The organism is Pseudomonas sp. MF6755, assembly GCF_016405635.1.
Classification (GTDB): domain Bacteria; phylum Pseudomonadota; class Gammaproteobacteria; order Pseudomonadales; family Pseudomonadaceae; genus Aquipseudomonas; species Aquipseudomonas haemolytica.
Window position 1 is genome coordinate 15,357 of sequence record NZ_JAEKDA010000030.1, and the last position, 23,729, is coordinate 39,085.

Annotated in this window: 23 protein-coding genes; 8 read left to right on the plus strand and 15 right to left on the minus strand. The window is 59.2% G+C overall.

Going from position 1 to position 23,729, the window contains the following annotated elements; genetic code table 11:
* Positions 1-92: 92 nt before the first annotated feature.
* The 5 genes from JFT66_RS28430 to puuE all read right to left on the minus strand — a co-directional run bounded on the left by JFT66_RS28430 (position 93) and on the right by puuE (position 4,567).
* Positions 93-1,391 carry a urate hydroxylase PuuD gene (locus tag JFT66_RS28430; RefSeq protein WP_034116996.1) on the minus strand — a complete coding sequence of 433 codons (1,299 nt, stop codon included), beginning with the start codon at positions 1,389-1,391 and terminating at the stop codon, positions 93-95.
* Positions 1,392-1,442: 51 nt separating this feature from the next.
* Positions 1,443-1,946 carry an ureidoglycolate lyase gene (locus JFT66_RS28435; RefSeq protein WP_034116993.1) on the minus strand — a complete coding sequence of 168 codons (504 nt, stop codon included), beginning with the start codon at positions 1,944-1,946 and terminating at the stop codon, positions 1,443-1,445.
* A 145-nt stretch (positions 1,947-2,091) separates the two neighbouring features.
* Complete coding sequence (gene alc / locus JFT66_RS28440; RefSeq protein ID WP_005789952.1) at positions 2,092-3,087, minus strand: allantoicase; 996 nt, start codon at positions 3,085-3,087, stop codon at positions 2,092-2,094.
* 41 nt (positions 3,088-3,128) lie between these two features.
* Entirely contained in the window at positions 3,129-3,644 is a 516-nt protein-coding gene (uraD, locus tag JFT66_RS28445) for a 2-oxo-4-hydroxy-4-carboxy-5-ureidoimidazoline decarboxylase (protein ID WP_153838071.1), read from the minus strand.
* A complete protein-coding gene (gene puuE / locus JFT66_RS28450) occupies positions 3,641-4,567 on the minus strand; it encodes an allantoinase PuuE (protein WP_198860555.1) in 927 nt (308 codons plus the stop codon). Before puuE ends, uraD begins: the two co-directional genes overlap by 4 nt.
* Positions 4,568-4,957: 390 nt before the next feature.
* Here puuE and uraH point away from each other — a divergent pair, with 390 nt between their 5' ends.
* The gene (uraH, locus tag JFT66_RS28455) at positions 4,958-5,311 is read left to right on the plus strand and encodes a hydroxyisourate hydrolase (RefSeq protein ID WP_034116988.1); all 354 of its coding nucleotides are present in this window, start codon (positions 4,958-4,960) and stop codon (positions 5,309-5,311) included.
* A 148-nt stretch (positions 5,312-5,459) separates the two neighbouring features.
* Complete coding sequence (locus JFT66_RS28460) at positions 5,460-10,694, plus strand: dermonecrotic toxin domain-containing protein (protein ID WP_198860556.1); 5,235 nt, start codon at positions 5,460-5,462, stop codon at positions 10,692-10,694.
* On the opposite strand, the gene JFT66_RS28465 is transcribed toward JFT66_RS28460, so the two are convergent.
* Positions 10,684-11,310 (minus strand): LysE family translocator, encoded by a 627-nt coding sequence (locus JFT66_RS28465; protein ID WP_034116983.1) that lies wholly within the window; start codon positions 11,308-11,310, stop codon positions 10,684-10,686. The two genes, JFT66_RS28460 and JFT66_RS28465, sit on opposite strands and share 11 nt — an antisense overlap.
* Before the next feature lie 12 nt (positions 11,311-11,322).
* Entirely contained in the window at positions 11,323-12,609 is a 1,287-nt protein-coding gene (locus JFT66_RS28470; protein ID WP_153838242.1) for an NCS2 family permease, read from the minus strand.
* Between the two features lie 367 nt (positions 12,610-12,976).
* Between JFT66_RS28470 and JFT66_RS28475 the strand changes: the two genes are divergently transcribed.
* Positions 12,977-13,579, plus strand: a complete 603-nt coding sequence (locus JFT66_RS28475) for a glutathione S-transferase family protein (RefSeq protein WP_034116981.1) — start codon at positions 12,977-12,979, stop codon at positions 13,577-13,579.
* A gap of 59 nt (positions 13,580-13,638) precedes the next feature.
* On the opposite strand, the gene JFT66_RS28480 is transcribed toward JFT66_RS28475, so the two are convergent.
* The 5 genes from JFT66_RS28480 to JFT66_RS28500 all read right to left on the minus strand — a co-directional run bounded on the left by JFT66_RS28480 (position 13,639) and on the right by JFT66_RS28500 (position 16,416).
* On the minus strand, positions 13,639-14,010 hold the full coding sequence (locus JFT66_RS28480) for a glutathione S-transferase N-terminal domain-containing protein (RefSeq protein WP_027603930.1): 372 nt from the start codon (positions 14,008-14,010) through the stop codon (positions 13,639-13,641).
* Positions 14,011-14,111: 101 nt separating this feature from the next.
* The gene (folE, locus tag JFT66_RS28485; protein ID WP_034116980.1) at positions 14,112-14,657 is read right to left on the minus strand and encodes a GTP cyclohydrolase I FolE; all 546 of its coding nucleotides are present in this window, start codon (positions 14,655-14,657) and stop codon (positions 14,112-14,114) included.
* A gap of 78 nt (positions 14,658-14,735) precedes the next feature.
* Positions 14,736-15,293 carry a Smr/MutS family protein gene (locus JFT66_RS28490; RefSeq protein ID WP_034116979.1) on the minus strand — a complete coding sequence of 186 codons (558 nt, stop codon included), beginning with the start codon at positions 15,291-15,293 and terminating at the stop codon, positions 14,736-14,738.
* A 75-nt stretch (positions 15,294-15,368) separates the two neighbouring features.
* Positions 15,369-15,689 (minus strand): hypothetical protein, encoded by a 321-nt coding sequence (locus tag JFT66_RS28495; protein WP_034116978.1) that lies wholly within the window; start codon positions 15,687-15,689, stop codon positions 15,369-15,371.
* Positions 15,690-15,825: 136 nt separating this feature from the next.
* The gene (locus tag JFT66_RS28500) at positions 15,826-16,416 is read right to left on the minus strand and encodes a cysteine hydrolase family protein (protein WP_034116977.1); all 591 of its coding nucleotides are present in this window, start codon (positions 16,414-16,416) and stop codon (positions 15,826-15,828) included.
* Positions 16,417-16,656: 240 nt separating this feature from the next.
* Here JFT66_RS28500 and prmB point away from each other — a divergent pair, with 240 nt between their 5' ends.
* On the plus strand, positions 16,657-17,565 hold the full coding sequence (gene prmB / locus JFT66_RS28505) for a 50S ribosomal protein L3 N(5)-glutamine methyltransferase (protein ID WP_034116976.1): 909 nt from the start codon (positions 16,657-16,659) through the stop codon (positions 17,563-17,565).
* A 139-nt stretch (positions 17,566-17,704) separates the two neighbouring features.
* Here the strand turns inward: prmB and JFT66_RS28510 are convergent, their stop codons facing one another.
* A complete protein-coding gene (locus tag JFT66_RS28510) occupies positions 17,705-18,508 on the minus strand; it encodes a hypothetical protein (protein WP_034116975.1) in 804 nt (267 codons plus the stop codon).
* 99 nt (positions 18,509-18,607) lie between these two features.
* Positions 18,608-19,570 carry an alpha/beta hydrolase gene (locus JFT66_RS28515; RefSeq protein WP_153838067.1) on the minus strand — a complete coding sequence of 321 codons (963 nt, stop codon included), beginning with the start codon at positions 19,568-19,570 and terminating at the stop codon, positions 18,608-18,610.
* 143 nt (positions 19,571-19,713) lie between these two features.
* On the opposite strand from JFT66_RS28515, the gene aroC reads away from it, so the two are divergent.
* From aroC to JFT66_RS28535, 4 genes are all read left to right on the plus strand, one after another.
* Entirely contained in the window at positions 19,714-20,805 is a 1,092-nt protein-coding gene (gene aroC, locus JFT66_RS28520; protein ID WP_198860557.1) for a chorismate synthase, read from the plus strand.
* A gap of 76 nt (positions 20,806-20,881) precedes the next feature.
* Positions 20,882-22,048 (plus strand): MFS transporter, encoded by a 1,167-nt coding sequence (locus JFT66_RS28525; protein WP_153871040.1) that lies wholly within the window; start codon positions 20,882-20,884, stop codon positions 22,046-22,048.
* A complete protein-coding gene (locus JFT66_RS28530; RefSeq protein ID WP_198860558.1) occupies positions 22,045-22,575 on the plus strand; it encodes a 1,2-dihydroxy-3-keto-5-methylthiopentene dioxygenase in 531 nt (176 codons plus the stop codon). The genes JFT66_RS28525 and JFT66_RS28530 overlap by 4 nt, the downstream gene beginning before the upstream one ends.
* Positions 22,576-22,785: 210 nt before the next feature.
* Entirely contained in the window at positions 22,786-23,055 is a 270-nt protein-coding gene (locus JFT66_RS28535) for a response regulator transcription factor (RefSeq protein ID WP_034116970.1), read from the plus strand.
* Between the two features lie 56 nt (positions 23,056-23,111).
* Here the strand turns inward: JFT66_RS28535 and JFT66_RS28540 are convergent, their stop codons facing one another.
* Positions 23,112-23,390, minus strand: a complete 279-nt coding sequence (locus tag JFT66_RS28540; RefSeq protein ID WP_003172952.1) for a DUF3509 domain-containing protein — start codon at positions 23,388-23,390, stop codon at positions 23,112-23,114.
* Between the last annotated feature and the right edge of the window lie 339 nt (positions 23,391-23,729).

Genomic DNA, 23,729 nt, shown 5'->3' on the forward strand with positions numbered 1-23,729 from the left:
TTTTGTGTTGTGTGTAACGCAATCTTCAAAACACAGCAGAACCCCTGTGGGAGGGAGCAAGCCCCCTCCCACATTGGAACTGTGTGAATCTGTCAGTTGGTGCGAGCGCCTTGATTGATCCACGAGCCAATCAAATCCCGCTCCTGCTGGGTCATCTGGGTAATGTTGCCCAATGGCATGATCTGGCTCGCCACGGCCTGCGCTTGAATGCGCGCCGCCTGCTGCTGGATCTGCGCCGGGGTGTCGAACATCACCCCAGCCGGTGCGGTGCTGAACAGCGGGCTGGTGGGCTTGGCCGAGTGGCATACAGTGCAACGTTGCTCGATCACGCCGTGCACCTTGTCGAAATCAATCGATGCTTGAGCGGGCGCCGCCGCCGGGGCAGGTTCTGCAGTTGCCGGTGCCGCCGGTTTCAAGCCACCGCCCAGGGCTGTTTCAGGCAAGGGTTGGTACTCGATGGCCGCCGGTGCCTTGGCGACTTCCGGTGCGTTCGACATGGGTTTTGGCCCGGTCACATACGCCAGGCAAATCATCGCCAACGCGCCCACCGGCAAGGTCCACGCATACTTCTGGCTGTTGTGCCGGGTGTTGAAGTAGTGCCTTACCAACACCGCCGCCACCGCGATCCCGGCCAGGATCAGCCAGTTGTACTGGCTGCCGTAGGTGCTCGGGAAGTGGTTGCTGATCATGATGAACAGCACCGGCAAGGTGAAGTAGTTGTTGTGCCGCGAACGCAGCAGGCCCTTGGCTGGCAGCGCCGGGTCCGGGGTGCGGTTCTCGGCGATGGCCGCCACCAACGCACGTTGGGCGGGCATGATGATGCGGAACACGTTGCCCACCATGATCGTACCGATCACCGCACCTACGTGCAGGTAGGCACCGCGGCCGCTGAACACCTTGCTGAAGCCGTAGGCCGCGGCAATCAACAGCACGAACAGGATCAAGCCGAGCAGAGCAGGGCGCTTGCCCAGGGCCGAGTCGCAGAGGAAGGAGTAGATGAACCAGCCGGCGAACAGTGAGCCGATGCCCAGCAACACGCCTTCGGTGCCACTGAGGCTGCTGCCCGGGGCGAGCAGGTACAGCGTCGGGTTCCAGTAGAACACCACGCACAGCAGCGCGACGCCCGACATCCAGGTGAAGTAGGCTTCCCATTTGAACCAGTGCAGGTTGTCCGGCATGGTCGGCGGGGCCAGTTTGTATTTTTCCAGGTGGTAGATACCGCCACCGTGGATCGCCCACAAGTCACCGGCCAGGCCGCTCTTGGGGTTGACGCGATTAAGGTTGTTTTCCAGCCAGACAAAGTAGAACGAAGCGCCGATCCAGGCGACGCCAGTGATCATGTGAACCCAGCGCACGCTCAGGTTCAGCCATTCCAACAGATGTGCTTCCACAGTCTTTACCTCTCGCCTGTCACCCTTGTTGTCGGGTGATCCGGCCTTCTCTTATTGGTGGGGGGCGAGGATCAACCGCTCATCCTCTTTGAAAAAATGCTCATCGCAGTTATTGCCTGTGCCACTGCGATCAACCACCAGGAAGTCATCCCGCTTTTCGATCGTCAGCACCGGGTGGTGCCAGACGCCGCGATGGTAATTGATGCCCTGCCTGCCGTTGGTGACGAAGGCGCGGACCAAGCCTGATACAGGTGCGTCGCCAAGTGGCGCGACCACGATCAGAAAGGGGTTGCCGAGCAGCGGAATGAAAGCCTGGCTGCCCAGCGGGTGTCTTTCCAGCATGCACACGGTCAGCGGCATGTCCTGCGCATCGGCGCGGAAGATGCTGATGATGGCGTGGTCTTGCGGCTGCGCGGTTTCGACCGTTGCCAGTTTGTGAAAGCGCATGGTCGACCCGTTGTTGATCATGAAGTGATCGCTGCCATCGGTTTCGATAACGTCTCCGAAGGGGGCGAAGGCTTCTTTGGTCAGGGGTTCGATCATCAGTGTGCGCATGGCTGTCTTCTTAATCTTGAATTGTTATTGGATCAGTGTAGGAGCGAGCTTGCTCGCGAAAAACTCAAGGACACCGCGTATATCCAGGATGGGCGCGTTATCGTTGACGATCTTCGCGAGCAGGCTCGCTCCTACAGTCTCAGCATTACTTCGAAACCTTGCCCAAGACTCGCAGGCGACTTACACCACCATCCGGGAACACATTCAGGCGGATATGGGTAATCGGCCCCAACGCCTTGATCTGCTCGGCAAACGTGTGTTCAGCGTGCATTTCCAGTTTCTGCGCCGGCAACAGTTCACGCCAGAACAGCGATTGGGTTTCGATCTGGCTGTCGGTGCCGCCCTTCACGAATGCGCCCTGGATCGAGCAGGTGTCCGGGTAGTTGCCCTTGAAGTGCAGGGTGTCGACGATGATCTTCTCGATCTCGCCCGGGTGGCCCAGAGCGACGATTACCCAGTCGTTACCTGGCGTGCGACGACGCGCGGTTTCCCAGCCGTCGCCCATGTTGATGCCACGGCCTGGGTTGAGGATGTTGCTCATACGCCCGAAGTGTTCGTCGGAGCAGGCCAGGGCACGACCGCCATTGAGCGCGGCAGCCAGGTCGACCTGTTCGTTGTCGCCCACCGAGGACCAGTCGCGGAACGGCACGCCGTACACACGCAGACGCGCCACGCCGCCATCCGGGTAGATGTTGAAGCGCAGGTGGCTGAAGGCCTGGTCGTTGTTGATCTCGTGGTAGTGATGGCTGTTACCTTGCAGCTCCACGGCCGACAGCACTTCCACCCACTGGGTGTTGGCATCCGGCTCGCCCGAGGCCAGGAAGCAGGCTTCCAGGGAGGCCGACGGCGGGAAGTTGCCGGTGAAGAATGAAGTGTCGATGTCCACACCCTTGATCGAGCCGGGCACGCCCAGGCGGATCACTGCGCTGTCGTAGCCTTCGAAGCGCTTGCGGCGTGACTCCCAGCCGTCCATCCACTTGCCGTTATCATCGAAAACGCCCTCCTTCCACACGGCCGGGGTCGGCTGGAACAGGCGGTTGGCGTCGGCGAACCAGTCATCGGTCACAGAGATGATCTTGGTGCCCAGGCGGGCGTCGGCCAGGTTGACGAACTTCTCGAAAGGTACGGCGTAAGCTTTCATTCTTCTTGTCTGCCTTAAAATGAGTGGCTGGGGATGGACTGCTAGAGGGTCAGTAATCGGAACAACGCGATCTTGTTGATCTCGTCCAGCGCGCATTTGAATTCGGTGTCCACCGAATTGTGGATGCGCGTTTCGAACGCGGCGAGGATCTGATGCCGGTTGCTGCCTTTTACCGCCATGATGAAGGGAAACTTGAACTTGGCCTTGTAGGCGTCGTTCAGCTCGGTGAAGCGAGAAAACTCTTCGGCCGTGCATTGGTGAATACCGGCGCCAGCCTGTTCATTCGTGCTGGCTTCGGTCAACTGGCCCTGGACGGCCGCACGGCCTGCCAGGTCCGGGTGAGCATTGATCAGCGCCAGCTGCCTGGTGTGATCAGCGCTCAACAGGATATCGCTCATGCGCTGGTGCAGGGTTTCGATCTGGTCGATCGAAGCATCCTGGCCCAGTTCGAAAGCCTTTTCGGCCACCCATGGCGAATGTTCGTAGATGTCGGCAAAGGCTGCGACGAATGCGTCGCGGCTCAGGGTCGAGGGTTTCAAGGTATGGAACGCAGTCATTTCGCCGCTCCCGTGTAGGGGTGGGTTTGCTGCCAATGGCGGGCAATGTCGACGCGGCGGGTGAACCACACCTGTTCGTGGCCCTTGGCGTATTCAATAAAACGCTTCAAGGCTGCCAGGCGCGCCGGGCGGCCGATCAGGCGGCAATGCAGGCCGATGGACAGCATCTTCGGTGCCTCGGCGCCTTCGGCGTAGAGCACGTCGAACGCGTCTTTGAGGTACTCGAAAAAGTCATCGCCCTTGTTGAAGCCCTGCACCTGGGTGAAGCGCATGTCGTTGGTGTCCAGGGTGTAGGGGATCACCAGGTGCGGCTTGCCGGTGGGGGTGTTGGGTTCCCAGTAGGGCAGATCGTCGTCGTAGGTGTCGCAGTCGTACAGGAAGCCGCCTTCCTCCATCACCAGCCGCCGTGTGTTGGGGCCGGTGCGCCCGGTGTACCAGCCCAGTGGGCGTTCGCCGGTCAGCTCGGTAAGGATGCGGATGGCTTCGAGCATGTGCTCGCGTTCCTGGGCCTCGTCCATGTACTGGTAGTCGATCCAGCGGTAGCCGTGGCTGCAGATCTCATGGCCGGCGGCGACCATCGCGCGGATCACCTCCGGATGGCGCTGGGCGGCCATGGCCACGGCGAAGATGGTCAGCGGGATATCAAACTCTTTGAATAGCTTGAGGATGCGCCACACGCCGGCGCGGCTGCCGTATTCGTACAGCGATTCCATGCTCATGTTGCGCTCGCCTTGCAGCGGCTGGGCCGAGACCATTTCCGAGAGGAAGGCTTCGGACTCTTTGTCGCCATGCAGGATATTGCGCTCGCCACCTTCTTCGTAATTGAGTACGAAAGACAGCGCAATGCGTGCCTTGCCCGGCCAGTGGGGGTGAGGAGGGTTACTGCCGTAACCGATCAGGTCGCGTGGGTAGTCAGCGCTCACTGCAGTCTTCCTTCTTGTTCGTGGTAGCAAGTATGTGTGGCGGCCGGGCAGTGAAAAGACTGGTTGGCGTCACAGCGATGAGTGATTGTATACAACTTATCGAGCACTTTGTAAGCCTACATTTCCGCATTTTTTCCGCAGACATCGGTTCACAGGCTGAAGCAAGAAACTTGCCTGAGTGGTCAGTTAATGGACAAAAGGTCGTTTAAAAGCAAGGATTACCCGAGGATTGACCTGTCGAGCAATGCGGCTGGGCGTATCCAAAGGTTTGTAATTTTTATTGTGTACAATTTTATTAAAAAGTGTCTTAATCGGTCATCGCCGGCTTTTTCGATGCCCTGAAAAAGCGCAGGTTTCTCTTCTACTGACTTAGGGAGGCGCGTTGACGCCATGGGACGTTTGACTACACACGTTTTGGACGCCGCACATGGCTGCCCTGGCAGCGCGATCAAGGTTGAGCTGTACCGCGTCGAAGGTGCACAGCTGGAGCTGGTTGCCAGCGCTGTGACCAATAGCGACGGCCGTTGCGACGCGCCCTTGCTGCAAGGTGACGACTACCGCAGCGGCGTGTACCAGTTGCAATTCAGCGCTGGCGACTACTACCGCGCCCGTGGCGTGCAACTGCCGACACCTGCGTTTCTCGACGTGGTGGTACTGCGCTTCGGCATCAGCGCCGAACAGGATCACTACCATGTGCCGCTGCTGATTTCGCCTTACAGCTACTCCACCTATCGCGGTAGCTGAGTCGTCACCTCGCTTCTCACCCCAAATGCTCTTCGTTGGTTTCGCCCGCGCACACTGCGGGCTTTTTTTTGCAGGTGTGCGCTCACTATCTAGCGCCTTTTGAACATCTGCCATGCCTAGGCTGGGTCCTTTCTCACAGGGAAGCACCATGACCTCGCCACCACCTTCCAGCCCATTGTCCGACATCGCCGATTTTGAATTGGCTGCCTACGCGCAGTCACAAGCAGTGCGCGAGCAGCTGAGGCGACGGATTAACGTACAGACTCATCCCAGCCGTCTGATTAACCAGATCGGCCTTGCCGACTGGCGATGCAGCGAGTCGACAAAGGCGCTTACACGCCTTATAGGGCGCTCGCCTAGCGTGTTGAAGGTGATCCGCGCCGAGCTGCGCAAAGCGTTTGAGGTTGATCCGGACAGCCTGCTTTTCACCGAGCTCGCCCCGTCAGGTATGCCTGAGAAGATCGACAGCTTGACCGATCGAGCGTTGCTGCTGCTGGTTCGGCCCTCTGTGCCGATCAATGTCAATCAATTCACCCGCCTGAACGTCAAAGGCGATCCGAGCCGTCGGTTGCCGTATACACCGTTGCAGATATTGCAGCGAGTGATCGCGTTGAGGCTTTTTGACCGGCTGGCGCGTGCGCAATCCGAATATTGGGACGCCCTGGTGCAGGGTTCCTGGCGCACACGCCGGGAACGTTGGGTTGAGTTGCATACGGAATTGTTCGCTGACCGGGCCTTTCTGGCCCGGCAACTGGACGAGCTATCGAGTGCAGGAGTAGCCATGGTTCAGGCGGTGATCGATGCGCCTGGCGCTGAGGCTCGTCAGCGCGCAGGCGGGGCCTGGGCTTGCGTGCGGGTGGGCCTGTTGATGTGGCCCGGTACGCCTGCGGTGGCGATCCCGGGCGCATTGCATGTGTATCGTGAGGGTGACCCCAGCGGTGCACCCCATGTCATTTACTTGCCGGGGGTTGCCCGCAACTTCTACGAGTACCCATCCTTCATCGCGCTTCAGTGTGGCCTGTTGGAACTGAACAGGACGCTGTTTCACGACCTCTGGCAGTGCTTGCCGTTAAATCGGCGCAATGCGTTGTGCCGGCCCGCAGACCTGTCCCCGGCGTCCAGTGTGGTTCGTGGCATGGAGATCATGGGCGATGCGCTGGCGTTGGGTGCCGAAGCATTACTGAGCGAGCAATGGGGAAACGAACTGGCGTGTGCTGTGATGATCAATTACGCCCACGTGTATTCTGAAGAACGGCCTCGGCCTGCGCCGCTGAACGCTGTGCCTTTTCTCAAGCATGTGGAGGGTGCCAGGAAGCAACTGGTCGGCAGCGCTCGGCTCGGTGCCCTTCGTGACCGATTACTCAAATGGGACCAGCAACGACGACGCGAAGAAATAATTTTTGCCAGCACTGCGTCCGGCTTGGCCCTGCGCACCACCGAGCAGCAGATCAAACGTTACGAAAAAGGTCTGCTTGCGCTGCTCAATCCCGATGACCTGAGCGAAGAGACTGCGGCGTATCAGGCGTTCATGTCGCTGGTAAGCCAACTCAAGGTGCATGCCCAAACGTTGAATACGTTGCTGCAGGATGCGCAGCAACGGCTGCTCGACCTGGCTTTTTGGACTGAGCGCCCCGGTGGCGCGGGGACGCTCAGGCGTGGTTCCCTGTTCATGAATGCCCAAACCGAGGCCCTGCGCTGTGAGGTTCAGTTGCAACACCGGCTCAAGCGGCTAAGCACGGCCCATCGAGATCTGGTGATTGAGGTGGTGGAGCAACCTTTGCCAGCTAAACGCCCAGGCAGTGAAACCCAGGTGCTGTGGATCGCGGTGGGCAGCGAGCCAGATGCCTTCTACTCACTCCATAACGTGTGGGTGGTGACGACAGCGGCGGCAGTAAGGGTTCCGTCCCGGCAGCGTCCGGTAGTCCTGTACGCTTTTGGGATCGAGGGTGGGGTGCAGGCTTTTTCCGGATTGGATGCTTTGACCCGAAGTGTCAAGGCGAGCCTGAGCAGCCAGGACGACTCCGTGCTGTGGGGTTGTATCGAGCGCGATAAACGTAACGACTTACGCGCACACGCGATGCGTGAGACCTTGGCAGTGCGTTACGTACCCATCGAGCGCAAGCCTGCGCTGGTCTCTCTTCAGAAAATGCTTGGATCCTACGATCGCTTGCACAAAAGCACCGAGGACATCACGCGTATTTTCAGTGAAGTGAGAGGGGCTGAGCTGAGCCGCGCGCTGCTGATGGTGGAGCTGCAAGAGCAACTGAAGGTTCCTGCCAATAGCGCCCTGAGTCAGGCCCAGGCGAATATTGAATTGCTGCGCAAGGCCGCCTCTGACGCGAAAAGACTGCCGGCATGGTTGGCGAATGCCGCGCGTGCGCAACGTAAACACTTCAGGCGCTTGCAGCGTCTTTACCTGAGCGCCGCCTTTGCCTATAGCGCTCGGCTTGAACAGCATCTGCCCGACCTCTATACGTTCGCCCGCCGCGCCTTGATCGCCCGTTTGAGCCAGGACGGTATCGCGCCTCTGTTGGACATCGACCAGCCCTTTATTGATATGCCCGATGATGTTCAAGGCAGCATCTGTGCGGGCACAAGCGCCTGCCCCGTGGGCGATCGCAACATAATATTGACCCCAAGCACGACGCGTACAACCTTTAGCCTGTTGCAACTGGCGCTGCACAACCTGGATCCACTGGCGCCCTGGACGCGGTGGCGATTGAGTCGCGCCCGCTTTCTGCAACCCGAATGCACGCAACTACTGAATGCCGATTACCTGATCGGCATGGTGTCCTCGCTGGATATCGGTGGCCAGTACGACGCATTGATCACCCAAACGTTTTACCCGCCGGTGGGCGCCGACGATACGCTCAGTGAAGGGCGCATCTGCGCTTTATTGAATCGCTCGCTGCACGCGGGCGTTGCGTACCACCTGTTCTCGGCAACACAAGGGGGGCTCACGGCGACGGCACAAAGCGTAGTCAAAACTGCGCTGGCGGCTCGTACGCCGCAAGACCTACTGAAAAACCAACATGAGTTACAACTGTACGTGATTCATCTGGTGGGGCACACGATGCAGCATGATCGCTATATCGCCGGGATAGTGCTCGTGCACGACAAGCGCTCCGGGCTGTGCGTTGTCTATTGGCCCCAGGCCACGCAAGCATTGATCCTCACCGAGTACAGCAGCCTGCAACAGGCCCATGATGAATTGAACCGTATAGGCGCCTTGCCTGATAACGCCAAGGCGCTGGCGCGGCAGGTCGCACCGGGCTGGGCATTTGAGGCCATCACCCACCATCCCGATCGCGACGACAGGGCCGCCCAGGGATTCGAACTGCTGGATCTATCACCTTATGCTTGCTTGGTGAAGGGCGTTTGGCGGGGGAGCGAATTTATTCGCTCATTCAGCATCAAGTATCTGGAGCCGACGGCGATTGCTGATGAGATCGAAAAGCAAACCCTTGAGCAGATTGCCAGTGATCCGCAGGACTGGTTGGCGCTTGTCGCCACGTCCCACAGCAACGCCCAGGCCTTGCTGTACCGCGCCAGCGTGCTTGAGCTGCAACGCCGGACACAGGCTGCCAGCCATTCAGCAAAGGCGCTCGAGGCCTATCGGATCCGTCGTCTTGACGAGCAGAGCGATGCCACCATACGAAGGTCGGTTGCTTTTTTCATTCCGTTGTACGGGGTGGTTAATGAGTTTTATGAGTTGCTGCTTGCAGCGCGGAGTTATCACCGCTTTGGCGATCCCAATGATGCAGTCGATGTGACTTTTATGAGCATCTTTCTGGCTGTTGATCTCTTATCGAATTTCGTACCCGGGCCCAAGAAAAAGGCAGGTATCGCGACTCCCGCCCCAAGGCCTGCACTGCGGCAGTCCTTGGGGCGGATACACCGCTTGCGTATGTCCAAGAGCGGGCCTTCCCGCCTGGCACCGTCCCCCGTGCCTCACCTCAAAGCCCTGGAACCTTTCAAAATCAAGGGTGTGCCTGAGGGGGCGGTAGCGTTGAAAGGGCCGGGCGAAAAAGGTGTCTATGTTAAGAATGGCGAGCCATTTGTGGCGGATGATACCCACCATTACCCGCTCCACCGGCGCGGCAACGATCCGTCGTTTCGCCTGAAGAACAAGCAGGCGTTGGGGCAAGATGAGCTGATCTTGACTATCCACGAGCCTGGGGAATGGTTGCTCGGCGCAGATGCGCCTCAACCGGAGGCGGGAGCGGTAGCACTTAACCCGTTGCGTGCGCCTGACCTGTCGTCCGATTGGAAGCCATCCAGTGTCGCGCGCGATGCTGTGCAAAACGCGATTCTCCAGTCTGGCGCGGCGGCGACCCATTGGCACACTTGGCGCATCTCACCCCAGCAGGTGGGGGCGATATCCCATTCTCCGTCTGCAGGGGTGTTTCATATTGCGCAGGATGCCCGAGGATACCCTCACAATGTCCTTCGGGCGGCGGCCCCGAATTCCAGCCTGATGGATCCTGCGAGCAGTTATTTCAGGCTGCTTCCCGAGGGCGATCAGGCTCCAACGAGTAGCATTGTGTTTATTCACAGGAATGAACCGCTGGTTTCGTTGGCCGAAGTTGACATTGTGCGTTGGACGAGCGATGCGCCTATTGAGCAACCCCTTCCGGTGTCACGTACTCAAGCGGGCGCATGGCTCGTCCATGCCCCTCTGTTCGACAGGCCTTTGACGGACTCTGTGGGGACGGCCTTCCCCACCATGACGCGCTATAGCCGAGAGTTCACTGTCGCAAGGGTCATCGAGTTATCAGGTCCAAAGCGCCCGGCAACGGCCAGCCATTTGCTCAATGCTCGTGCGACGCTCGACGATTGGATACCCCCACTTCCTGCGAGGCCTGGCCAGACGGATGATTTGCTCCGAATGTTGCGTCCCCATGAAATGGACCGAGACTTCATACACATCGGTTTCGATGGTAAGGCGCCTGGCTTCACGCGTGTTGACTTCACCGTCAGTCCAGAACCCAGGCTCCAGCGCGGCGGCAAAGTGGTTGTGGCAGACAGGGAGGTTGCGCAAAGAGCCGCAGTCAAGGCAGTACTGACGTCGCAGGGCTTCGAACTCCGGGAGCTCCAGGTACAACGTTACGGGAAAAAAACCACTCACGAATTGATCGCTACACACCCCAATTCTCCAACCCAACTGTATTACGTGGCCTACCAGTGGGTTGAGAAGGGGAGCATCAAGATCGGTGTCAGGCTTGATGACCGCTGGTTTCACGCAAACCCATCATTACCCGCCGAGGTTAAAAGTGCACTGCAGGAAAAGCGCCTGGTTCGGATCATGGCGGGCATTCAGTGGCCTACCTTTGGAAAGGTGCCTCCAAGCGTTTACTTCATCAAAATGATGCCTAGCGCGTAATTAACGATGCTGCGCCGGCGCTGCCGAACAATGCGGCGCTGACCCGGTTGAACCAGCTTTGACCCTTGCCGCTGCGCAAATACCGCGCGGCGCCATGGGCACCCAGGCCGTAGGCCAGCTTGCACAGCAGGTCGAGCACCGTCCAGGTGGCGATCATGATCAACAACTGTGGCAGAAACGGCTGCTGGCTATTGAGAAACTGCGGCAGGAAGGCCGCGAAAAACAGGATGTCCTTGGGGTTGCTGGCACCCAGCACAAAGGCCCGGCCAAACAGCGTGCGGAAGCGGGGCGTCGGCGCGGCCGCAGGCACTACCGCGCCCTGGCTCGGTTGGCGCGATTGCTGCCAGCTCTGCCAGGCGAGGTAGAACAGGTAGGCCGCACCGACGATTTTCAAGGCGCTGAACAGCTGTTCCGAGGCCAGCAACAAGGCCCCCAGACCCAGGGCCGAAGCACTCAACAGGCAGATCGACGCGAACACTCCGCCCAGAAACGCCGGGTACGAGCGGCGCAGGCCGTAATTGAGGCTGTTGCTGATCATCAGCAGTGACAGTGGCCCTGGAATCAGGATCACGATCAATGCAGCCCCACTGAACAGCAGCCAGGTATCCAGGTTCATCATTTGCTCCCTTTACAAAAATATGAATTTCGCGATGAAAATCGCGCACAACACCCACAGGCTGACGGAAATCTCCCGGTACTTGCCGGTGCCGGCCTTGAGCGCCACATAAGTGATGAAGCCCAGGGCGATACCGTCAGCGACCGAGAACGTCAGTGGCATCATGATCGCGGTGACAATCGCCGGAATGCTGTCGGTGGCTTCATCCCAATTGATATGGGCCATGCTCGCCATCATCAGCATTGCCACGTAGATCAGCGCACCGGCGGTGGCATAGGCTGGGATCATCCCGGCCAGAGGCGCGAAAAACATTGCCGCCACGAAAAGGATTCCCACGGTCACGGCGGTCAACCCGGTGCGTCCACCCGCGGCCACCCCCGCGGCACTTTCCACATAGCTGGTCACTGGAGGCACGCCGACCATGGCGCCAAACACGCTGGACGCACTGTCGGCCTTCAAGGCGCGTGACAAGTTATCGATCTTGCCATCGGCATTCACCAGCCCGGCACGTTGTGCCACGCCCATCAGTGTACCGGCGGTATCAAACATGTGTACAAAAAGAAAGGCAAATACCACGCTAATCATGCTGACATTGAATACACCCTTGATGTCCATTGCCATCCAGGTGGGTGCCAGGCTCGGTGGGGTGGAGAGGATGCCGTTGTAATGCACCAGGCCCAGGCCCCAGCCGGCGAGGGTCACGGCGATGATGCTGATCAGGATTGCGCCGAATACCCGGTGGTAGCTGAGGATCGCAATCAACAGGAAGCACACCGCCGCCAGCAGCGGTGCCGGTTCGTGCAGGGAGCCGAGCTTGATCAAGGTGGCCGGGCTGTCGACGATGATGCCCGCGGTTTTCAGGCCGATCACCCCGAGGAACAAGCCGACACCGGCGCCCATCGCGTGGCGCAGGCTTACGGGGATGCTATTGAGCAGCCACTCGCGCACCCGCGACAGCGTCAGGCCCATGAATAAGATACCTGAGATAAACACCGCGCCCAGCGCGGTTTCCCAGGTGTAGCCCATGGTGCCGACCACGGTATAAGTGAAAAACGCGTTCAGCCCCATGCCCGGCGCGAGGCCCACCGGCCAGTTGGCGTACAGGCCCATCAACAGGCAGCCCAGCGCAGCGGCAATACAGGTGGCGACAAACGCCGCGCCGTGATCGATGCCTGCGTCAGCCATGATGTTGGGGTTGACGAAGATGATGTAGGCCATGGTGATAAACGTGGTGAGGCCGGCGATCAGCTCGGTCTTCACTGTGGTGCCATGCAAGCGCAGTTTGAACAGACGTTCCATCCAACCGCCTTGTGGCGTGGCGAGGTCCAGCGTAGGGGCTTCGGTTTTTCGGCTATCCACAGCAAATACTCCTCAAGCGTTTTATTGTTATGTCCAGCGCCGTTCGCATGGGTAGGTAGCGGCGCTTTGAGGTATTAGCGGGTTTTGTTGACCAATAGGTCAGGAACTCGCACGAAGCGAATTATGCTTTTGTATACAAATAAAGCAAATAATGTTTTCGATCGGTTCGGCAAAAGGGGATGAAAGGCCAATTTCAGAAGTACGAGGGGATTTATTCTGCCTGCCTCCTTGAAACAATCCCCCGACACCCGCACCTTATCGGCGCAAGTATTCGGTCAGAGCGCACCAGCGGCATAAGGGGAGCCCCATGTACAAGGTTTATGGCGATTACAAGTCGGGCAACTGCTACAAGGTCAAATTGATGCTCAACCTACTGGGCATTCCGTATCAATGGATCGATGTCGACATCCTCAACGGCGACACCGAGACCGCCGAATTCCTGGCCAAGAACCCCAACGGCAAGATTCCGGTACTGGAACTGGAAGATGGCACCTGCCTGTGGGAATCCAATGCGATTCTCAATTTTCTCGCCGATGGCAGCGAGTTCTTGCCGACAGAACCACGCCTGCGCACCCAGGTATTGCAGTGGCAGTTTTTCGAGCAGTACAGCCATGAGCCGTATATTGCGGTGGCGCGGTTTATCCAGTTTTACCTGAACATGCCGCAAGATCGCCTCGAGGAATACAAGACCACCCACAAGGGCGGTTACAAGGCCTTGAAGGTCATGGAACGCCAACTGCAAGCCACGCCGTACCTGGTGGGGGACACCTATTCGATTGCCGATATTGCGCTGTATGCCTACACCCATGTGGCCCATGAAGGAGGCTTTGACCTGGCGCCCTATCCGGCGGTGCAGACGTGGTTGGCACGCGTTGCCAGTCATCCAAAACATGTGGCGATGCTGGGCTGAACACCCATTCAAATAGGGGAGGGGCTTGCCCTCTCCCACAGTGAATATGCGCAGGTCTGTCAGATTGCAGCGAAACGCTTGTCCAGGTAATCGATGATCACCTTGGAGTCATACATCCAGGTGGTCTGGCCGTTCTCTTCGATGCGCAGGCACGGCACCTTGATCTTGCCACCTTGCTCCAGCAGGGTCTGGCGGTCTTGTTCGTTGTTCTTCGCGTCCTTCAAGGCCACCGGCACGTTCAAGCGGTGCAGGGTGCGACGGGTCTTCACGCAGAACGGGCAGGCGTGGAACTGATACAGGGTCAGGTCCTTGGCCGCAGCGTTTACCTGGGCCTGTTGTTCGGCGGGGCGCTGTTTTTTGCGTGGACGGGTCAGAAAGTCGCCCGCGATGATGACGTGGCCGAGGCCGACTCGAAGTGCTTTGACGAACATGGCTGAAAACCTCTTGCCCATGAAGAAGGGGCCGCAGCTTACCTGAATTCTACGCACGAAAAAAAACCGGCGATGAACGCCGGTTTTTTTATGCCGCCTGTTTACTTGATCAGGCTGAGAAACTCGCTGCGGGTAGCGGCGTTTTCGCGGAACTCACCCAACATCACCGAGGTGATCATCGACGAGTTCTGTTTCTCCACACCGCGCATCATCATGCACATGTGCTTGGCCTCGATCACCACGGCCACGCCCAGGGCGCCAGTGACTTCCAATACGGCGTCGGCGATCTGGCGGCTGAGGTTTTCCTGGATCTGCAGGCGGCGCGCATACATGTCGACAATCCGCGCGACCTTCGACAGGCCCAACACTTTGCCGCTCGGGATATACGCGACATGGGCCTTGCCGATAAACGGCAGCAGGTGGTGCTCGCACAACGAATACAACTCGATGTCCTTGACCAGCACCATTTCACTGTTGTCGGAGCTGAACAAGGCACCGTTGGTGACTTCTTCGAGCGTCTGTGCATAACCGCGGCAGAGGTACTGCATCGCCTTGGCGGCACGCTTTGGCGTGTCGAGCAGGCCCTCGCGGGAGACGTCCTCGCCGAGTTGGCCAAGGATCGCGGTGTAATTCTGTTCCAGGGACATGAAACTACCTGTGGGATTTTCGCAAAGCGCAAGGTTACGGTGGCGGGCACATCGCTGCAAGCCTGACGATGGCACTTGTTACTCGTCGCGCCCCTCCATCATGGTGCGCTTGAGCATCACATACACCGCGCCGGCGCCGCCGTGGCGGGCCTGGCATGAGGTAAAACCGAGCACCTGGGCATGCTGGCGCAGCCAGGTGTTGACGTGGCTCTTGATCATCGGCCGCTTGCCATCCAACCGCACAGCCTTGCCGTGGGTGACGCGCACGCAGCGGATTTCGAACTGGGTGGCTTCGGCGAGGAAGGCCCACAGGGTTTCCCGGGCTTTCTCCACATTCATGCCGTGCAGGTCCAGGCTACCTTCGAAGGGGATCTGGCCGAGCTTGAGCTTGCGCATCTGGCTTTCCTGCACGCCGTCGCGGGCCCACATCAGCTCATCTTCGGGGCCGACGTCGATCACGAACTGATCCGACAGGCCATCCACGTTGGTGATATCGGTGCGCACGGTCGCGGCCTGGCGCAGTTTGGCGATCTGCGCCCGGTCAGTCTTGGGTTTGCCGGTGTCAGCGCGGTCGTGCTTGATCGGCTTGACGCCGCGCAACTCGTTTTTGAACAGGGAAAAATCGTCGTCTTGCATGTCAGCCTCCGCGAAGGGCGGGCAGTTTACCTAAATCGCGGCGGCCAGGGCGCAGGAAACGCTATCCAAGCGCCATCAGTCGTGCTTTTTCATCAGGTGCGAAGCGATATTCAACGACAACGGCTGGCGCATCCGCCGACGGCTGCGACGCCATAACCACACGCCCAGCCACACCACCAGCAGGCCGATCACCAACAGGATCGCCGAGCCGCCCGGGCTGGCGTTCAGCTCGCCCAGTGCCGGTGAATGCCCAAACAGGCCAGCGCCACCAGCGCCCGCCAACAATAAACCTACGATCGCCAGCAACGCGGCTATGCCGGCCACCAGGCGCAGACGCCAGTTGCTCGGGCCCTTGGGGCGCAAGCGACGAGCATCAAAACCATCGGATATCTTCATTCCGACCTTTCCTCCAGGGTATCGGCCCTTCGACCGGAAGATACACAGGTTGTTCCTGTACCTGAGGTAAATGCGCCAAATGAAAGGGCTTAGCGGATGAGCGGAGCAATGAACACGCCGCTCATCAGAGGAATGATCAAATCAGATCTTTGGCCAACGCGAGGGTGGCGAAGTTGTCAGCCATGATGGCCATTTCGGTTTGCTGCACATGCTCGGCACTCAGGATGCCGCCCTTGTAGGGCAGGTCGCGGGTGGCGCAGGCATCTTCCACTAGGGTGCAGCGAAAGCCCAGGTTCTTGGCCGCGCGTACGGTGGTGCTGACACTGGAGTGGCTCATGAAGCCGCAGACGATCAGGTCCAGGGAGCCAAGGTCTTGCAGGTGTTTTTCCAGGCCGGTGCCGTGGAAGGCGCTGGGCAGCAGTTTGCCGATGATGGTTTCATCACCCAGAGGCTCCAGGCCCGGGATGAATTCGCCGCGCTCGCCCTGGGGGTCAAACAGGCCGCCGACGGTGCCCAGGTGACGCACATGCACAATCGGGCGCCCGGCGTTGCGCGCTGCAGTCACTAGCTGCTTGATGTTATCGACAGCGGCGTCCATGCCCGAGAGGGCGAGCGGGCCGCTGAGGTATTCCTTCTGGGCGTCGATGATCACGAGGGTCGCATGATTGAGGTTGGCTGCTGCGTAACCGCGACCGCTGAGTTGAAACATCGTCTTTGGAACGGACATTCTGGGGGCTCCTGTGAGTGGGGCTTTTGCGACATTGTCCACTGGCTGAGCGCTTCTGTGAATCGCTACTATCGTAAGGTACGCCGTTGCTGGCGTGCAGCCATGTCAAGAGGTGGGCTTGTTTAACACAATGCTGGCAAATTGGATGAAATCCGACGTACGGCGCCAGGGCTTTCGTACATCGTCGGTACAGGTGAAGGCTGTTAGAATCGCCAGTCGTTTTTTCCAGGAGCTTGCCCCGTGATCACTTCTCGCCTGCGCACTTTGCGCGACCACATCCGTTGGGCTGTCAGCCGTTTCCATGGGGAAGACCTGTTTTTTGGCCATGGCACCGACAATGCCTGGGACGAAGCTCGGCAATTGGTGCTGGGTGCGTTGCACCTGCCGTGGGAAATTGCCGACAGCTACCTGGATTGCAACCTGGAAGAAGAGGAAATCTCCCATGTGCAGCGCTTGCTGCATCGCCGTATCCATGAGCGTGTACCGACCGCCTACCTGTTGAAAGAGGCGTGGTTCTGCGGCATGTCGTTTATTGTCGATGAGCGTGTGTTGATCCCGCGTTCACCGATTGGCGAACTGATTGAAAACCGCTTCGAACCCTGGCTGGCCCAACCGCCGGCCCGCATCCTCGACCTGTGCACCGGCTCCGGCTGCATCGGCATCGCTTGCGCCTATGAGTTCCAGGACGCTGAAGTGGTGCTGGGTGACCTGTCCTTTGAAGCCCTGGAAGTGGCGAATCAGAATATCGAGCGTCATGGCGTCGACGAGCGGGTTTATACCGTGCAGGGCGACGGCTTCGATGGTTTGCCGGGCCAGCGTTTTGACCTGATTGTGTCGAACCCGCCGTATGTAGATGCCGAAGATTTCGCCGACATGCCGGACGAATACCAGCACGAGCCCGAACTGGGCCTGGCCTGCGGTGACGACGGCCTGAACCTGGTACGCCGGATGCTGGCCGAAGCGGCGGACCACCTGACCGAGAAGGGGTTGCTGATTGTCGAAGTGGGCAATAGCCAGGTGCATGTTGAGGCGCTGTACCCGGAAGTGGATTTTGCCTGGTTGGACTTCCAGCGCGGGGGGCATGGGGTGTTCATGTTGACGGCTGAACAGTGCCGCCAACACCAGGCCGTCTTTGCTGCCCGGGTTTAACCAAGGTTTAACTGAAGAAACTGGGCCAATGTGGGAGGGGGCTTGCTCCCGATAGCGGTGTATCAGTTAGCAATGCATCTACTGATACTCCCTCATCGGGAGCAAGCCCCCTCCCACAATTTGACTGCATTCCAGTCTGCTACCGGTGTGTGGCAATCCAGATCAACAACCCCGCCTGAAACACCGTAAACGCCACCAGGCAGGTGATGGTAAAGCGCAACCCGCTGTCCTCACGCTTGAACTTGATGACTTTTTCCTCTTCCTTGCGCAGCTTCACTTCCTGTTCCGCCAGGTTCTGCTCGGCCTGTTGCAGCATCTGCGCGGCTTCGAGGATTTCCACGAACTGCACCTTCTCGGTATTCCAGCTGTCCAGCACGTCGCTGACCTTGCCCGGCTGCACATTGCCTTTGAGATGCTGCACATCGGCGTAGGCCACATCAAAACCCTGGATACGCAGGAAGTGATCGCGGCGCAGGCGCGTGGCTTCGTTGAGGGCGTCCTTGTTGGCCAGGTCCACGCCATCGACGCGGTAGTGTGACCATTTCTTCTTCGCCCAAGCGGCGGCCTGTGCGACCAGAAAGCGGCCAAGACCACGGTTGACCGGCTCTATTTCCAGGCTGTTGCCCGGGCCGAAGTGCACGCGGTGTTTATCGTGATCCACCCAGATATCCAGGTGGTTCTGCTCGCGGCGTACCCGCTGGCCCGGTAACTGGATGACCATGCGCAACAGGCTGTGGTGTTTGTCATGACGCTCGGCATAGCCGAACTGCACAAAGCGCAACGGTCGCGCGCCGGTGGCCCGGTCGGTGGCGAGGGGGGCAAGGCGCAGCATCTTGAAATTTTCGGCGTGTACGTCCGCCCACGGCAGGGCCGCAGCCTCGGCGGCCTCGGGTTCAGCCGGGGTGTCGGCGGGAGATTCGGGTGTTGCTTCGGTGGTTGTCATGCGGCGCGATCCTGTCCAAGCCCTGCAAGCCGACAGTCTTTTTACTGTCGACCCAGGGCTTATCGGCCGTTTTTCCCAAGACTGGAGGCCAATAGTCGCTTAACGGGGCTGAAGTCCGTCGATAAACGCGACGATGCGCTGCCCCAGTTCGGCGGCGAGGGGCAGTTTCGGGTCGTTGTAGGACGCCAGTTGCTGCTTCACGTCGTTGGGCACGATGCGCATCACGTGGTTCATGCCTTCGATCACGGTCAAATGCGCGTCGGGCTTGGCCTTTTTCAGTTGCTGGGCATCTGCTACGCCGACCTGGATATCGTTGGTGCCCTGGATGATCAACGCCGGCATGGTCAGCTTGGCGAAGGCAGCCGAGGGGTCGGCGCGAAACAGGCTGATCAGGTAAGGCTGCACACTTGGGCGGAAAATGCCCTCCAGCGGGCGGGGCACGTCGGCATCTACCTGGCCGGCCTTGAGGTGGTCGAGGATTTGATTGCTGCGCAGCAACAGGGCAGGGGGCAAGTGATCGGCCAATTGCTGGCGAATCACCTGGTCCACCGGGCGCGCGCTACCGGACAAGGAAATCACCCCGGCCGGCGCCAGTTGCGGTGCGGCGAGAGCGGCTACCAAAGCGCCTTCGCTATGGCCCAGCACAATCAACGGGCCCATGCGCTGGTCGGCCTTGAGCAACTTGCCCCAGGCCACCGCGTCGGACACATAAGCGTCAAGGGTGAGGTTACGTTCATCCGGCGTGGCGGCCAGGCTTGCAGCGACCCCGCGCTTGTCGTAGCGCACACTGGCAATGTTATGCCGGGCCAGCACCCAGGCCAGACGCTTGAGGCTGTCGTTGCGAGCGCCGTCAGCGCTGTTGCCATTGCGGTCGGTCGGCCCGGAACCGGCGATGATCAGCACCACCGGCACCGGTTTGTCGGACTGCGGTAACAGCAATGAGCCAAATAGTTCGCCGCTGCCGGTGTCCAGGCTGATAGGGCGTTGCAGTACGACAGGGGAGGCGGCCTGGGCCACGGCGGTAAACAGGGTGAGGGTGAACAGTAAAGCTCGCAGCATCATCGCGCCATCATCAGTGAGGTGCCGGTTGGACCAACGTCTACCGGTAAGGTTTCGAGGATGAACTAGTCGGTTAGCCTGCGTATACTGGCCGCCTTAAGTTATTACGGTTGACTTGATTCAACTGATTTCACGGAGCGCCCTGCATGTCCGGCAATACCTTCGGCAAGCTGTTCACTGTCACCACCGCGGGCGAAAGCCATGGCCCGGCGTTGGTCGCCATTGTCGACGGCTGCCCGCCAGGCCTCGAACTGTCCCAGGAAGACCTGCAGCGCGACCTCGACCGCCGCAAGCCCGGCACCAGCCGCCACACTACCCAGCGTCAGGAGCCGGACGAAGTCGAAATCCTCTCCGGGGTATTCGAAGGTCGCACCACCGGCTGCGCCATCGGCCTGCTGATTCGCAACACCGACCAGAAGTCCAAGGACTACTCGGCAATCAAGGACCTGTTCCGCCCGTCCCACGCCGACTACACCTACCATCACAAATACGGCGAGCGCGACTACCGCGGCGGTGGCCGCAGCTCGGCGCGCGAAACCGCCATGCGCGTGGCTGCCGGTGCCATTGCCAAGAAATACCTGGCCACCCAGGGCATCGTCATCCGTGGCTACATGAGCCAGTTGGGCCCCATCGAAATCCCATTCAAGAGCTGGGACAGTGTCGGCGAAAACGCCTTCTTCAGCCCCGACCCGGACAAGGTGCCGGAACTGGAGGCCTACATGGACCAGTTGCGCCGCGACCAGGACTCCGTCGGCGCCAAGATCACCGTGGTGGCCGAAGGTGTGAAACCGGGCCTGGGCGAGCCAATCTTCGACCGCCTCGACGCTGAACTGGCCCACGCACTGATGAGCATCAACGCGGTGAAAGGCGTGGAAATCGGCGCCGGGTTTGCCTGTGTCGCGCAACGCGGCACCGAGCACCGCGATGAACTGACCCCGGAAGGTTTCCTCAGTAACAACGCGGGCGGCATCCTCGGCGGTATTTCCTCCGGCCAGCCGATCGTGGCGCACCTGGCGCTCAAGGCGACGTCGAGCATTACCACGCCGGGCCGTTCGATCGATGTGCACGGCAACCCGGTGGATGTGATCACCAAGGGCCGCCACGATCCATGCGTCGGCATCCGCGCCACGCCGATTGCCGAGGCCATGATGGCCATCGTGCTGATGGACCACCTGCTGCGCAACCGTGGGCAAAATGCCGATGTGCGCGTGACGACGCCGGTACTGGGCCAGCTGTGACGGTCCGTGGCGGCGAGCGCGCTTGTTGTGGCGAGCGAGCTTGCTCGCGCTGGGCTGCCAAGCAGCCCCCAGTAAAATGAACCCACCGCTCCCGTACTGGCGCCTCTCCAGCTTCTACCTGTTCTACTTCGCCCTGCTGGGGGCGACTGCACCGTTCCTGGCGCTGTACTTCGATCACCTGGGCTTCTCCAGCGCGCGCATCGGCGAACTGGTGTCCATCTCTATGCTGATGCGTTGCGTAGCGCCGAACCTATGGGGCTGGATCGGCGACGCCACTGGCCGGCGCCTGGCCATCGTGCGGTTTGGCGCGGTGTGCAGCACCCTGGCCAGCTTTTGCCTGATTTTCGTCCCCAAGACTTACGCCTGGGTTGCGCTGGTCATAGCCTTGCACGCGTTCTTCTGGCACGCAGTGCTGCCGCAGTTTGAAGTCATCACCCTGGCCCACTTGCACAAACAAACCTCGCGCTACAGCCAGATCCGTCTGTGGGGCTCCATCGGTTTTATCCTCACCGTGGTGATTATTGGGCGCCTGTACGACTGGCTGAGCCTGGATAGCTATCCGGTGGTGGTCGTGGTGATCATGGTGGGCATAATCAGTGCCAGCCTGTGGGTGCCAAATGCTCAGCCCTCCAGCGAGGGTAATCGCTTGGCCGGCGACGGTTTCCTCAAGCAATTGCTCAGTCCCGGCGTACTGGCGTTTTACGCCTGCGTGGCGCTGATGCAAATGAGTCACGGCCCGTATTACACCTTTCTCACCCTGCACCTGGAACACCTGGGCTACAGCCGTGGTGTGATCGGCATGTTGTGGGCGCTGGGCGTAGTGGCAGAGGTCCTGATGTTCCTGGCCATGAGCCGCATTTTCGAGCGTTTTTCGGTGCGCCGAGTGCTGTTGGCCAGCTTCCTGCTGGCAGCACTGCGCTGGTTGCTGCTGGGCTCCTTTGCCGAATTTTTCTGGGTGCTGATAGTGGCGCAATTGCTGCACGCCGCTACGTTCGGCAGCTTTCATGCGGCGGCGATCGCCTTTGTGCAGTGCAATTTCAGTGACCGTGAGCAAGGCCGGGGCCAGGCGTTGTACTCGGCGTTGGTCGGCACCGGTGGTGTAATCGGCGCCCTGTATTCCGGTTATAGCTGGAACCTGTTGGGGCCAACCCTGACCTTCAGCGTCGCGAGCATCGCCGCCCTGGCCGCCGCCATTATCATCGGCCTTCGATTGCACGAACCGAACCAAGGAGCCATGCAATGAGTTATGTAGCTGTCTACCCTATCGACCACCCGGACACCCCGAACAAGGTGTTGACCCATCTCGACGACATTCAGTCGACCCTGGCCGAGCACGGCGTGCGGTTTGAGCGCTGGCAGCCCAGCCCTATCGAGAGGGGCGCCACCGAGGCTGAACTGATCGACGCTTACCAGGCTCAGATCGACGCCCTCGGCTACGCCGCCGTGGAGGTGATCAGCGTGACTCACGATCATCCACAGAAAGATGAGTTACGTACCCAGTTTCTCCAGGAGCGTACTTATAGTGAAGATGAAGTGTGCTTCTTTATCGCCGGCCAGGGGCTATACACCCTGCATATTGGCAACTATGTGTACGGCGTACGCTGTGAGAAAAATGACCTGCTGATAATTCCGGCTGGCCTGCCGCACGGGTTCGACATAGGAGAGAACCCGCACTTGGTGGCACTGCGCCTGTTCAACACCACCCAAGGCAAGGTACCTGAGTTCACCGGCGATAATAGTTGCGCTCGCTTCCCAGGGCTGGACGACTAAGCATAAATATCTGAATTTTCAACCCTGGCAAGTTGGAAGTTGCTGTGGGAAGAAACTCAATTTCTCGTAGGGTAAAGCTGTTTATTCTGTGGTTAACGCTTTCATTCCACGCGTTATGTAACTCTCCGTTTGCACCCGTGTTTATGTCACCTGTCAATAGGAGGAATCCGAAAGGTGGCATTGCATCAGCAGATATAAAAGGAGAGAGCAATGAGTGGCCCAGAGCAGACGTATTCCCCGTTGGTGATTGTGCCGACGGCTATCAGAAAGCGCCTGAGCTTGTCTGGCAAGCCCCTGACTCCATCGGAGCTGGAGATCCTGCGGTGGGCTTCCGAGGGCAAAACCGTCTGGGAAATCAGCCAGATTCGCGCCTCTTCAGAAGCTACGGTGAAATTCCACCTGCGTAACATCTACGGCAAGCTGGATGTCACCAATCGTGTACAGGCGATGAATGAAGCAGCCCGCCGAGGTTTATGCTGAAGGCAAAAAAAGGGCCGCGACGCCAATGGCGTCGCGGCCCTTTTACTATCTGTCGCTTAAGCCGAATGGTAAGTCGGCAGCGCAAAGCGGTTCTGGCTTTGCAGCATCGAAATTTGCGGCAGCTCGCTGGCTTGTTCGGCCAAGTCACGGCGAATGGCGCTGATGACCCAGGTCAGTTGGTCGGCTGTGTGCAGTTGCTGGTACGAAATCGAGCGCTTGACCTGTTTGCCTTCGCTATTGCGCAGAGTCAACAGGATGCCGCCGTCGGGACGTGGCTGAGTGGTGACGTCGTAGTTGGAAAATACTGAAGCGAATTTGTCTTGGATCAGGCTCATGTCTATCAGCTCCGTTGGCTTAAGTTGGCAAGCATGGAGTGATAGGTGCAGTGATTGTGCCAGTATTGCCAGTATTAAAAAATCCTTATAAATCATCTACTTATAAAATTTGTGAATTTTCATTTTCGTGCAATTTGCATGAATGGCCATCGTGCATCCTGCATTTTGCGTTGTCTGGCCGAGGTTTTTTTACGGGCAGTGGTAATACTCTGAAGATACTGACCGTCTTTTTCGCGGGAAAATTCCATTCCGTGACCGGACTACCAATGGGATACAAAACTTTTCAAATCCCGCGTGTACAGCCCGGGAAGGGCTGACGTATTTTCCGGTAAGTCATTC